Origin of the sequence: Bradyrhizobium sp. OK095 (assembly GCF_900109945.1) — a bacterium.
In the GTDB taxonomy this organism is placed as follows: Bacteria; Pseudomonadota; Alphaproteobacteria; order Rhizobiales; family Xanthobacteraceae; genus Bradyrhizobium.
Window position 1 is genome coordinate 17,125 of sequence record NZ_FOBX01000003.1, and the last position, 12,327, is coordinate 29,451.

Sequence of the window (12,327 nt, forward strand, 5' to 3'; positions counted from 1 at the left end):
AAGACAGACCGGGAGGAAACAATGAAGATCAATCGCCGTCACGCGCTGATGTCGCTCGCCGCCGTCGCAATACTGGCCGGCCCTGCGAGCGCAGCCGACACAATTCGCGTCGGCCTGCCCACGAAAACCTATTGGCCGACGACGATCGCTGAGACGGCCGTGCGCCAAAAACTGTTCGAGAAGGAAGGCATTCAGGCCGAGCTGACCATCTACCGCAGCGGCGCCGAGACGTTTGAAGGCATGGCTGCGGGCGCCGCCGACATCATTCTCGATCCGCCGTCGCTGGTCTCGGCCGGCCGCAAAAAGGGCGTGATGTCCAGGATCGTAGCCAATGCCGCGATGGGGAATTTCGGCTGGCAGTTGATGGTCCCGACCAAATCAACGCTCGACGTCAAGGATCTCAATGGCAAGAAGGTCGCGATCACCGCGGCCGGCTCCGGCTCTGATCTGCTTGCGCTGTGGACCCTCCAGGACAAGAAGATCGATTTTACGCGCGTCCCCGTCGGCGGCGGCGGCCTGGTGCCGAACCTGCTGGCCGGCAATGTCGAGGCGGCCGTGGTCTACTCGCCGCTGAGCTTCCAGATCGCGAAATCCGGCGAAGCCAAGACCATCCTCGATTACGCAACCGCAGTTCCGCCGAACCTCACCGCAGGCTGGATCGTGCTCGACAAGCTCGCCGAGGCAAAGCCGCAGATGGTGCAGAAGGCGGTGAACGCGCTCTACGGCGCGGTCGCGTTCATGCGCGCTAACCGCGACGTCACTGTCAAGCTGATCGCCGAACTCTACGAAATGCCGCCGGAGATCGCCGGTCTGGAATACGACAACACCATCATGAAGCTTGAGACCAGCGGCGACATGGGCGCAGCCAATGTGAACGCGGCCGTGCAGTTGTCGCTCGATCTCGCCAAGCTCGGCGGTCTCAAGGACATCGTGCCGGTCGAGGAGGTGATCTCGGGCAAGTTCAAGCCCGTTCCGACCAAGCCGTAACCATGCCGGGCACAATCGCCAACAACCTTGCGCGGATCGCGATCGTCATCGCGGTCCTGGCGCTTTGGGAGGTGCTGTCACGCACCGGCATCGTCAATCCGCGCCTGCTGCCGTCGGCGTCCGACACGTTTGCGACGCTCGGCGATCTCCTGCAGCGCGCGGCCGTGCGGAAGGATCTGATGGTGACCGCGACCGAAGTGCTGGCCGCATTCGCGCTGGCCGTGCCGTTCGGCGCGTTGATCGGTTTCGCGGTCGCTGAGAACCGCTACTTCGAGGATGTGGCCAAGCCGCTGCTGTTCTTTGCGTTCAGCATCCCGAAGTCGATCTTCCTGCCGATGTTTATCCTGGTATTCGGCGTCGGCTTTGCCCAGAAGGTCGGTTTCGGCTTTTTCTCCACGATCTTCATCGTGATCATGTCGACCACGACGGCGGTGGAGTCTGTCAAGATGGAACATCTGACGGTGGCGCGCTCCTATGGCGCCACGCGGGTCCAAACTGCGTTCCGGGTCTACCTGCCCAGCATGCTGCCGGTGCTGCTGGAAGCGCTCCGGATCTCGATGATCTTCAACCTGACCGGCGTGATCCTGGCCGAGATGTACGCCTCGCGCGACGGAATCGGCCACCAGATCGCGACCTGGGGTGAGAATTTCCAGATGAAGCAGCTCCTTGCCGGCGTCGTGATGGTCGCCGCGATCGCCATGACCTTCAACGAACTCGTCAGATGGGTGGAAACGCGATGCAGCCATTGGCGAACGTGACCCCGTTGAAACCTCCCGCGCGGGCCGGCGCAATCGAGGTGAAGAATGTCGGCCAAGTCTTCAGGGGCCGGTCGCAGGACGTCGTCGCGCTCGAAGATGTCTCGCTGGAGATCAAGCCCGGCCGCTTTGTCGTGCTGGTCGGCCCGAGTGGTTGCGGCAAGTCGACCCTCCTGATGATGATGGCGGGCCTGCGCCAGCAGACCTCGGGCACCATCACGATCAGCGGCGCGCCGATTCCGCAGCCCGACCCTGACAGAGTCGGCGTGGTGTTCCAGGAAGCGAGCCTGTTTCCGTGGCTGACGGCAGAGGACAATGTCGAATTTCCGCTGGCGCTGCGCGGCGTGCCCAAGGCCGAACGCCGGGCCAAGGCGCAGGATGCGCTCAAGCTGGTCGGACTCGATGGTTTTGGCAAGCGCCATCCGCACGAGTTGTCAGGCGGTATGAAGCAACGCGTCTCGATCGCGCGGGGCCTGGTGCAGGATCCGCCGGTGTTGCTGATGGACGAGCCGTTCGCGGCGCTCGACGAACAGACCCGCATGACCATGGGCGACGAGCTGCTGCGCATCTGGGCTGCGACCGGAAAGACGGTCGTGTTCGTCACGCACAGCCTCACCGAAGCAGTCTATCTCGCCGACGAGGTGATCGTGATGTCGGCGCGGCCCGGCCGCATCGTCGACCATCTCCAGGTACAGTTGCCGCGGCCCCGCACTTACGAGATGCTGAGCGGCGACGCCTTCGGGAGCTTGCGCGACCGCATCTGGCGGCACATCCGCAAATCGGCGTGAGGCGGAGATGAACGCCAGAATAAGTGCAAAGACGCTGCGATTTTTGATCGTGATAAGCCTGATTGCGCTGTGGGAGCTGCTGCCGCGCACCGGTCTCATTCCCGAGCTGTTCCTGCCGTCGCTGTCGTCGACGCTGATAGCGGGGTGGACGGATGCGGGCGAATACGGTCATGCGCTCGTGGTGACGCTCTACGAGGTCGTGGTCTCCATGACGTTCGCCTGCGGTGGCGGCATCTTGCTCGGTGCCATCGTCGGCAGCCTGCCGCGCCCGCGCGTCCTGATCATGCCGATGGTGTCGAGCCTCTATGCGGTGCCGCTCGTGATCCTCTATCCCGTCTTCACGGTGTGGCTCGGCATCGGCTCGGAATCCAAGATCGCGTTCGCCTCGATCTACGGCTTCCTGCCGACGATGCTCGCCACCGCCGCCGGCATCCAGACCATCGACCCGCAGCTCCTGCTCGCGGCACGCAGCATGGGCGCCACGTTGAGCCAGCGGCTGGTGCGCGTCATCATTCCTGCCGCGATCCCGACTGTGCTGTCGGGCCTGCGCGTCGGCGGCGCGCTGGTGATCGTCGGCGTCGTCGTCTCGGAGATGCTGATTTCCTCGGCCGGCATCGGCTATTTGATCTCGCGCTACCGCACGATCCTCGACAGCCCGCACGTGTTCGCGGGCGTGCTGCTCGTGCTGTTCCTCGCCATCGCCTTCAACGCCGCGATCCGCTGGATCGAGCGCAAGGCGGCGATCTGGCAGACCGGCACACGCGCCGGCCAGGCCAATGACGAGATCAATTCGGGCGCGATGCAGCCGGCGACCTGAGGTATCCACGTGTACGATCTGACCCTGACATTCGACAATGGCCCCGATCCCGATGTGACGCCGCGCGTGCTCGACATCCTCGAAGAGCGCGGGATCAAGACCACTTTCTTCGTCATCGGCGAGAAGCTCGCTGACCCCAAGCGGCGCGATCTTGCCGTGCGCGCGCACGCCGAGGGGCACTGGATCGGCAATCACACCTTTACACATAACATTCCGCTCGGCGAGCAGCCGGATCGCGACACGGCGGAGAACGAGATCGGTCGCACGCAGTCCGCGATCTCTGATATCGCGCATCCGCAGCGCTGGTTCCGGCCGTTCGGTGGCGGCGGCAATCTGGATGCGCGGCTATTGAAACCATCCGTCGTAGACCATCTCATCCGCAACAAGCACAGCTGTGTGCTTTGGAACGCCATCCCGCGCGACTGGGACGATCCAGACGGCTGGACCGAGCGTGGGCTCGACCAATGCAGCCGGCAGCCCTGGACGCTGATGGTGCTGCACGATCTGCCGACCGGCGCGATGGATCATCTGGAGCGGTTCCTCGACCGTGCAGAAGCCGCCGGCGCCCGCTTCCGCCAGGATTTCCCGCCGCAATGCGTTCCGATCCGCAACGGCGAGATCGCACTTCCGATCAACGACTATGTTTCCTCCATCGAAGAGAGTGTTTGACTGATGAAAGTTGCAAGCTTCACGATATCAGGCAACGCGAGCTATGGCATCGTCACTGACAAGGGTGTCATCGATGCCGGCAAGCGCCTGAAGGCATATCCGACGCTGAAGGCGCTGCTGGCGAAGGGCTCACTCGACGAATTGAAGAACATTGCCGGCGAGAAGCCCGACTATACGCTGAAAGACGTCACGCTACTGCCGACCGTGCCGGATCCGGACAAGATCTTCTGCATCGGGGTCAACTACGCGACGCATCTGGCCGAGAGCGGCCATCCGACACCGGCGTATCCGATGATTTTCACCCGCTTCGCCAACAGCCAGGTCGGCCATGGTCAGCCGATGATCCGGCCGCTGGAATCGGAGCGCTTCGACTATGAGGGCGAGATGGCCGTCATCATCGGCAAGACCGGGCGTCGCATCTCGCGCGAAGCGGCGCTCGGCCATGTCGCCGGCTATGCCTGCTACAATGACGGCAGCATCCGCGACTGGCAGCGTCACACCTCGCAATTTGCGCCGGGCAAGAACTTTGCCGGCACCGGCGGCTTCGGACCCTGGATGGTCACGACCGACGAATTGACCGATGTCACCAAGCAGACGCTGATCACGCGGCTCAACGGGGTCGAGGTGCAGAAGGCGCCGATCTCCGATCTCGTCTTCGACGTCCAGGCCCTGATCGCCTATTGCTCGACCTTCACCGAACTCGCGCCCGGCGACGTGATCGTCACCGGGACGACCGGTGGCGTCGGCGCGTATCGCAACCCGCCGCTGTGGATGAAGGGCGGCGACACCGTCGAGATCGAGATCTCGGGTATCGGCATCCTTAGCAATCCGGTCAAGGACGAGGGACGCGCGGCCTGAACGGTCACACTCGACAACAAATAAGAAGGAGAACCCCATGCCCATGCCAACCCATATCCTGCCGACCACGGTGGTCGGCAGCTATCCGCAGCCGGAATGGCTGGTGAATCGCGCGATGCTGTCGAAGGTGGTGCCGCGCACCCGCCTGCACGATATGTGGCGGCTGCCCGCGGAGCATCTGGAGGAGGCGCAGGACGATGCGACCATCGTCGCGATCCGCGACATGGAGCGCGCCGGCATCGACATCGTGACCGACGGCGAGATCCGCCGCGAGAGCTACTCCAACCGCTTCGCGACCGCGCTGGACGGCATCGACGGGGACAATCCCGCGATGATCACCGCGCGCACCGGCAACACTCAGACCCCGGTGCCGCGCGTCGTCGGCCCCGTGAAGCGCAAGGGCCCGGTGGAGTTGCACGACATGCAGTTCCTGCGCGGGAACACCGACCGCGCCGCGAAGATCACCCTGCCGGGCCCGTTCACGATGAGCCAGCAGGCCAAGAACGAGTTCTACAAGGACGAGGAAGAGCTTGCGATGGCTCTGGCCGAGGCCGTCAATGCCGAGGCGCTCGATCTGCAAAAGGCGGGCGCCGACGTGATCCAGCTCGATGAGCCCTGGGTGCGCAACAATCCGGAGCGCGCCAAGCGCTACGCCGTCAAGGCGATCAACCGCGCGCTGAAGGGCATCACCGTGCCGACCGTCGTGCATCTGTGCTTCGGCTATGCGGCGGTCGTGCCGGGCTCGAACAAGCCCGCCGGCTATTCCTTCCTTGCCGAGCTCGACGACACCATTGCCGACCAGATCTCGATCGAGGCGGCACAGCCGAAGCTCGACCTCGGCGTGCTCAGGGATCTCTCGTCGAAGAAGATCATGCTCGGCGTGCTCGATCTCGCCGACCCCGCGATCGAGAGCGTCGACACCGTAGCCGACCGTATCCGCAACGGGCTGAAATATGTCTCGCCGGATCGTCTTGTTCCTGCGCCCGATTGCGGCATGAAATATATGCCGCGTGCAACAGCATTCGGGAAGCTGAAGGCCATGTGCGATGCGGCGGCCAAGGTTCGGGGGGAGATCAGCTAACGGGCTGTAAGGTGCTTCTCGAAGCTCGTTTTGGGCTTGGCGGCGCACCTCGACTTCGCGGGAGGCAAAGCGCCGTCCCAATTGAGTCGTCTATTGATCAGATTCGCCCTGTTTGGCAGGAACTGGCTCAAACCGGCCCATGCTGGATTGGAGCGAAAATCCGAGTGTTTCAGTAGGTTAGAAGGCGTCTTGTGCACCGGGAGTTCAAGAAAAATCTACACTTCGCCAATTTGGAGCCGTCGCGTCCAACACATAGTAGATCATCGAGCCAAGCCAGCGAAGTTAGTTCGCTCCAAGTGTCCTCACCCCGCAAGAAATCCTCCATCTACTGCGACCACCGTGCCGGTCGCGTATTGCGAGGCCGGCATGCAGAGGAACGCAACGGCGCCGGCAATGTCTTCCGGCTGTCCCCAGCGCTTAAAGGCAGTGCGGTCGGCGATGCGCTGATGATGCGCACGGTCAGTGCGGCCGGCAGCGTTGATCGCCGTTTCGATATAGCCCGGCGCAACTGCGTTGACGCGAATGTCTTCCTCGGCCCACTTCAAGGCCAGCGCCTTGGTCAGCATCACGACGCCACCCTTGCTGGCGCAATAGGCGGGAATCCGCGGCAGCGCCAGCGTCGCATTCATCGAGGCGATATTGACGATCGAGCCTTTCGTCTCGGCGAGCAGGGGGTGGAAGGCCATGCAGGTCCGGAACGTGCCGGTGAGATTGACGTCGATCACCTTCATGAAGGTCTCGATTTCGAATTCCTTGTCGCGCGCGAGAATGCCGGCGCAATTGACCAGCGCGTCGACGCGCTTGTGCTGCCGGGCAAAGGACGTAACGGCTGCATCGTCGGTGACGTCGAGCGTCGCGAGTGTGAGGCCTGCACGCGGCTTGAGCAGCGTGCGGGCAAGATCCGCCTCGTTCGCGCCGGTTGCGGTGACCGTCCCGCCGAGATCGCAAAACTGATTGCTGATTGCAGCGCCAATGTCACCGGCGCCGCCGATCACGACAGCATGGAAGCCGGGCGCGAGAGAAAAATTCGAACTCATGGGAACGATCTCACGTCAGGGATTTCGGAGGCGGTGCCGTCGACTCGCGAACCACCAGCGAGAAGTCGATCTCGCGATGCATGATGGTCTGCTCGCCGGCGAGGCTGCGGACCAGATATTCTCCGGCGCGCTGCCAGGTTTCTCCGGTCGGAACGTGGATCGTGGTCAGGCTTGGCCGCAAATGACGGCTCCAGTCGAGGTCGTCGAAGCCGACGACCGACAGGTCGCGCGGTACCGAAAAGCCGCTGCGTTCGGCCTCGAGCAACACGCCGTAAGCGATGACGTCGTTGCCGCACACGACGGCCGTCGGACGATCCTTGAGGCCCAGAAGATAGCGGGCCGCCTCGCGCGCATCGTCGAGCGTATAGGGTACCTCGACATGCCACTGCGACGGCAATTCGAGGCCATTCTCGGTCAGCGCGCGGCGAAAGCCGGCGACGCGCGCGCTGGCGCGATCGTTGTTGCGCTGGAGCGCCGAGACGATCCCGATACGACGGTGACCGAGCTCCATGACATGCGCGGCGGCGCGATGGGCGGCGGCTTCGTTGTCCGTGCCGACGCAGGGGTAGGGCCGATCAGGCTGGTAGATGCCGACATTGATGAAGGGTACCGCATTGTCCGCGAGCAGCTTGCGCAATCCGTCGTGATGGCAGTCGCCGCGAAGCACGAGGCCGTCGACGCCGCGGCTGATCAAATTGCGCGCCTGTTGCAATTCGACATCGAGATCGTAGCCGCTGGTGGTGAGGAACAGCATGTATCCGACCGAGGAGAGATACTGCTGCAGCGAGGCGATGCCGCGTGCGAACATCGTGTTGTCGATCGTCGGCACGATCGCACCAAGCGTGCGCGAGCGACGCGACGACAGGATGCGCGCCGGCGCATGCGGGATGTAGCCGAGCGCGTCGATGGCCTGCTCGATGCGCGCGCGCAGAGATGGGCTCACCGCATCGGGATTGTTGAGGGCGCGCGAGACCGATGCCGTCGAGACGCCGGCACGGGCCGCCACGGCGCGGATGCCCTGTTTCACAGACTTGGCGTTGGTGAGTCTCATTGGTGTAACGTTACATCTGGCGCAATGGGGGCCGATCGGTAGCAGATACTTGACGAATTTGCCGCAGATTACGCGATTTGTCCATCGCTTGACAGAAGCGACGTGATGCTTAGGATGTAACCGTTTTCAAGTGACGTTCAAAAAAGGTCTGCCAACCCAATCAAGGCGGCCAGCCGGGAGGAGAGTTCGATGAAGGCCAGGATGCTCGCGATGCATGTCGCGTTGCCGGTTCTCGCGATTGCCGCCACCAGTACGCAGGCGCACGCGGCCGATTTCGACTGGATGAAGTTCAAGGGCAAGACCGTCACCTTTCTCGCCAACAACAATCCGGTCTCGCAGGCGCTGCTGACCTACAAGGCGGATTTCGAGAAGCTGACCGGCATGACCCTGAAGGTCGACGGCTATCAGGAACAGCAGATGCGCCAGCGTCTGGTCACGGTCATGAATGCGAACAGCGACGAGGTCGACGTGTTCATGACGCTTCCTTCTCGCGAAGGCGAGCAGTTCGCCGCCGCCGGCTGGTACGGCGATCTCACGGCGATGGCCAAGAACGATGTCGCCAAGGACTACGACCCGGCCGGACTGAGCCAGGCCCTGCTCAAGGCCGCGACCTTCGGCGGCAAGCTGACCAGCATGCCGATGAATCTCGAAGGGCCGATCTTCTACTATCGCACCGACATCTTCAAGAAGTGCGGTCTCGAGGCGCCCAAGACCATCAAGGACGTCGAGGCGGCTGCCGAAAAGATCAAGACCTGCGACAGCACAGTCACGCCGTTCGTCTCGCGCGGCCTCAAGCCCGCGATCGCCTACACCTTCAGCAATTTGCTGCATAATGTCGGCGGCAGCTACATCGCCAACGGCAAATCGAACCTCTGCTCGGCCAAGGGCAGGGAGGCGCTCGATACCTATAGCCGCCTGCTGCGCGATTTCGGGCCGCCCGGCGTCGTCAACTACAGCTTCCAGCAGATTTCCGCGCTCTATCGCAGTGGCCGTGCCGCGATGGCGTTCGAATCCTCGAACGAGTTGCGTACCGTGATGGAAGGCGGCGCGCGCCTCAAGGACACCGGCCTGTTGCCGTTCCCGGCGGGCGATGCCGGCCAGGTGCCGACCACGATCGGCTGGGGCATGGCGGTGTCCTCGCACAGCAAGCAGCCGGATGCGGCCTGGTACTTCGTGCAATGGGCGACCAGCCCGGAAGTGCAGAAGAAGATGGCGCTCCAGGGCATCGCCCCGCCGCGCCCGTCGGTCGCCAACGATCCCGAGTACCGCAAGTGGATCGACGAGGAGCCGGTGCGCAAGGAATGGCAGGCTGCGCTCGACGTGCTCGCGACCAAGGGCTCATCCGAAGTCGGCTATCCCATCGTCGCCAATCCGCAATCGCGCGAGTTCATCGGGCAGGCGGTGCAGGATCTGATCCTGAAGCAGAAGACCATCGATCAGGCTTGCGCGGATGCCGACAAGGCGCTCGACGCGCTGATCGCACTGAACTAACCGCCCGATGCCGGCTGGCTTCGCGCCGGCCGGCATCTCACTCGATCAAGGACACGAACACATGTCGGACACGGCTGCGATACTCACGCAGGACCGGCAGAAGCTGGAGATGTCGGCGCTTTCGGCGCCGGCCGTGGTTTTCACGGTCGCGATGATCGCGTTTCCGGTCGTCTACACGATCTGGCTCGGCTTCCAGACGTTCTCCTCGACCGGGAAGCAGTCCTTTGCCGGCCTCGCCAATTATTCGAAGCTGGTCTCCGACTACGAGTTCTGGCACGGGCTGTGGGTCACCATCGCGCTGTTCGTGCTGTCGCTGGTGCTGCAACTCGTCTTCGGCGTCTGGCTTGCGCTGGTGCTGTTTCACGCCAAGCGTCTGCCGGGCATCGTGCGTTCGCTGTTCATCTCGCCCTTCATGATGCCGCCGGTGGTCGCCGGCATGATGTGGCTCGTCATCCTCGATCCGTCGCTCGGTGCGGCCAACTATATCCTGCAGTCATTCGGCCTGCCGCCATCGGACTGGCTGGCCTCGCCGACATGGGTTATTCCGACTATCGCGTTGATCGACAGCTGGCAGTGGACGCCCTATGTCGCCCTGATCGTGCTGGGAGGCCTGCAATCCCTGCCGCCGAGCGTCTACGAGGCTGCGCAGATCGACGGCGCATCCGCGTTCAAGACCTTCCAGCGCATCACGCTGCCGCTGCTGCTGCCGACCATCGTCACCGCGGCGATCCTGCGCAGCGTCGACCTCCTGCGCTTCTTCGACATCATCTACATCACCACACAGGGCGGTCCCGGCAACGCCTCGAACACGCTCAACATCTACGGTTTTCGGGTTGGTTTCGAGTTCTTCAACATCGGCTATGCCAGCGCCTTGATGCTGACGCTGACGGCGATCGTGTTCGGCGCCGTGCTCGCCTTCAACCGCCTGCGCGGCGCGGTGGCGTGGTGATGTCATGAACGATGCCGCCAACACCGACCGCTGGATCCGCTGGCTCAACACGGTACAGCTCGTGATCGCCGGTGTGCTCATCATGGCGCCGACGGTCTGGATGGTGCTGTCCTCGTTCAAGCCGTCCTTCGAGGTCACCGCCTATCCGCCGACGTTGGTCTTCTCGCCGACGCTGGCGAATTACGCCGAGCTGACCAGGACCACTCCGTTCCTGAGCTATGCGCTCAACAGCCTTATCGTCACCGTCGGCTCGACCGCGCTTGGGCTGCTGTTCGGGATTCCCGCCGCCTTCGCCGTGTCCTGGACGCGTATCACGTGGCCGGCGATCCTGACGCTCGCCGCGCGCATGGCGCCCGGCACGCTGTTCCTGTTGCCGTGGTACGTCATGTTCCGGCAGATCGGCATGATCGGGTCGTATACGGCGCTGATCCTGAGCCACGCCGTCATCACTTTGCCGATCGTGATCTGGGTGCTGCTGCCGTCGTTCGACGGCATTCCGCGCAGCATCTTCGAGGCGGCTCAAGTCGACGGGTGCAGCGTCACGCGCATCCTTTGGCGCATCGCGCTGCCGCTTGTGGCGTCCGGCGTCGCGGTGTCGGCGATCCTCGCCTTCGTCTTCTCGTGGAACTACTTCCTGTTTGCGCTGGTGCTCTCCAATGGCGACACCAAGACGCTGATCGCGGCGGCCTTCAACTTCATCGGCGAAGGCTCGACGCAATGGGGCGCCCTCATGGCCGCGGCGACGCTGATCGCGTTGCCGCCGCTGGTGCTGGCGGCCCTGGTTCAGCGCTGGCTGGTGTCCGGACTGACGCTTGGCGCGGTGAAAGGCTAGGTATCTGATGAATATGTCCCCCCGTCCGAACTCGATCATGCAGGCCGCGGTCTTCCACGGCAACGACCGCATCACCATCGAGCGCGTGGCGATGCCCGATGTCGGGACGGGTGAAGTGCTCGTCCGCGTCTCGCGCACGGCGCTGTGCGGCTCGGATTTCAAGCTCTGGCACAAGGGCGCCGAGTTCACCGCCGGCCACGAGATTTTCGGCGTGGTCGAACAGCCCGGTCACCGTCTGCATGGCCGTCGCTGTGCCGTCTATATTCCCTTGCATTGCGATCACTGTGCCGCCTGCAAGCGCGGCGACACCCAGATGTGCCTGGAAGTCTCGAGCCTGATCGGCTGGAACAGGCCGGGCGGCTATGCCGAATATGTGCCGGTGCCGGAAAACTGCCTGCTGCCGGTGCCCGACGACATCGAGGACAGCCTCGCGCCGCTGCTGCTCGACACCATCGGCACATCAGGTCACGCCGTGCGGTTCGTCAGCCGTGTGGTGCCGCCGGGCGAGGCCGGTCCGGTCCTCGTGATGGGGGCGGGGCCCGTCGGCCTCGGCGTCGTGCTGGCGCTCCGCGCGCTTGGCTACAGCGATATTCACGTGGCCGATCCGAATGCGGCGCGGCTGAAGATCGCGCAATCTTTCGGTGCCAAGGCGCATCCCGTTGGCGACACCTCGAAGCGTTTTGCTCTCATCATGGAATGTTCCGGCGCGCATCCGGCGCGCAATCTCGGCATCGAGTTGGTCCTGCCGCGGGGCGCACTGGTGCTGGTCGGCGAGAACGCGGCGCCCTGGACCATCGAGGAGGGCAAGGTGTTCCGCCGCAAGGACTTCTATATGATCCGGACCTTCTACTTTCCGGTCTCGGATTTCGAGCCGAATGTCGAGCTGCTGCGCAAATACAAGGATGAGTATCGAGTCCTCGTCGACGGTGAGTTCGGCTTGTCGACGCTGCCTGAAAACTTCGCGCGCTTTGCCAAGGGCGAGCTGATCAAGCCCGTCTTGGCACTGGATTGA

13 protein-coding genes are annotated in these 12,327 nt (G+C 63.5%); 11 read left to right on the plus strand and 2 right to left on the minus strand.

The features are described 5' to 3' along the window. Window positions 1–21 precede the first annotated feature (21 nt). Genes BMW89_RS09005 through BMW89_RS09035 form a run of 7 tightly spaced genes read left to right on the plus strand, consistent with a single transcriptional unit; the run spans window position 22 to window position 5,955 of the window. Window positions 22–987: an ABC transporter substrate-binding protein gene (locus tag BMW89_RS09005; protein WP_092024779.1), complete on the plus strand. Its 966-nt coding sequence runs from the start codon at window positions 22–24 to the stop codon at window positions 985–987. Window positions 988–989: 2 nt separating this feature from the next. Next, entirely contained in the window at window positions 990–1,745 is a 756-nt protein-coding gene (locus tag BMW89_RS09010) for an ABC transporter permease (RefSeq protein ID WP_092024781.1), read from the plus strand. Further along, complete coding sequence (locus BMW89_RS09015; RefSeq protein WP_244547557.1) at window positions 1,724–2,530, plus strand: ABC transporter ATP-binding protein; 807 nt, start codon at window positions 1,724–1,726, stop codon at window positions 2,528–2,530. Before BMW89_RS09010 ends, BMW89_RS09015 begins: the two co-directional genes overlap by 22 nt. Window positions 2,531–2,537: 7 nt before the next feature. Then, the gene (locus tag BMW89_RS09020) at window positions 2,538–3,347 is read left to right on the plus strand and encodes an ABC transporter permease (protein ID WP_092024785.1); all 810 of its coding nucleotides are present in this window, start codon (window positions 2,538–2,540) and stop codon (window positions 3,345–3,347) included. A 9-nt stretch (window positions 3,348–3,356) separates the two neighbouring features. Next, a complete protein-coding gene (locus tag BMW89_RS09025; protein WP_092024787.1) occupies window positions 3,357–4,016 on the plus strand; it encodes a polysaccharide deacetylase family protein in 660 nt (219 codons plus the stop codon). A 3-nt stretch (window positions 4,017–4,019) separates the two neighbouring features. Next, window positions 4,020–4,874 carry a fumarylacetoacetate hydrolase family protein gene (locus tag BMW89_RS09030; protein WP_092024789.1) on the plus strand — a complete coding sequence of 285 codons (855 nt, stop codon included), beginning with the start codon at window positions 4,020–4,022 and terminating at the stop codon, window positions 4,872–4,874. 37 nt (window positions 4,875–4,911) lie between these two features. Further along, a complete protein-coding gene (locus tag BMW89_RS09035) occupies window positions 4,912–5,955 on the plus strand; it encodes a uroporphyrinogen decarboxylase family protein (RefSeq protein WP_210187564.1) in 1,044 nt (347 codons plus the stop codon). Between the two features lie 302 nt (window positions 5,956–6,257). Here BMW89_RS09035 and BMW89_RS09040 read toward each other — a convergent pair whose 3' ends face one another. Continuing rightward, window positions 6,258–6,992: an SDR family NAD(P)-dependent oxidoreductase gene (locus BMW89_RS09040; RefSeq protein ID WP_092024791.1), complete on the minus strand. Its 735-nt coding sequence runs from the start codon at window positions 6,990–6,992 to the stop codon at window positions 6,258–6,260. A gap of 10 nt (window positions 6,993–7,002) precedes the next feature. After that, window positions 7,003–8,043, minus strand: a complete 1,041-nt coding sequence (locus tag BMW89_RS09045; protein ID WP_092024793.1) for a LacI family DNA-binding transcriptional regulator — start codon at window positions 8,041–8,043, stop codon at window positions 7,003–7,005. Between the two features lie 189 nt (window positions 8,044–8,232). Here BMW89_RS09045 and BMW89_RS09050 point away from each other — a divergent pair, with 189 nt between their 5' ends. The 4 genes from BMW89_RS09050 (at window position 8,233) to BMW89_RS09065 (ending at window position 12,327) form a co-directional block, all read left to right on the plus strand. Beyond that, window positions 8,233–9,534 carry an ABC transporter substrate-binding protein gene (locus tag BMW89_RS09050; protein WP_092024795.1) on the plus strand — a complete coding sequence of 434 codons (1,302 nt, stop codon included), beginning with the start codon at window positions 8,233–8,235 and terminating at the stop codon, window positions 9,532–9,534. A gap of 61 nt (window positions 9,535–9,595) precedes the next feature. After that, the gene (locus BMW89_RS09055; protein WP_177195932.1) at window positions 9,596–10,483 is read left to right on the plus strand and encodes a carbohydrate ABC transporter permease; all 888 of its coding nucleotides are present in this window, start codon (window positions 9,596–9,598) and stop codon (window positions 10,481–10,483) included. Window positions 10,484–10,487: 4 nt separating this feature from the next. Then, a complete protein-coding gene (locus BMW89_RS09060; RefSeq protein ID WP_092024799.1) occupies window positions 10,488–11,315 on the plus strand; it encodes a carbohydrate ABC transporter permease in 828 nt (275 codons plus the stop codon). 7 nt (window positions 11,316–11,322) lie between these two features. Next, window positions 11,323–12,327: a zinc-dependent alcohol dehydrogenase family protein gene (locus BMW89_RS09065; protein WP_092024801.1), complete on the plus strand. Its 1,005-nt coding sequence runs from the start codon at window positions 11,323–11,325 to the stop codon at window positions 12,325–12,327.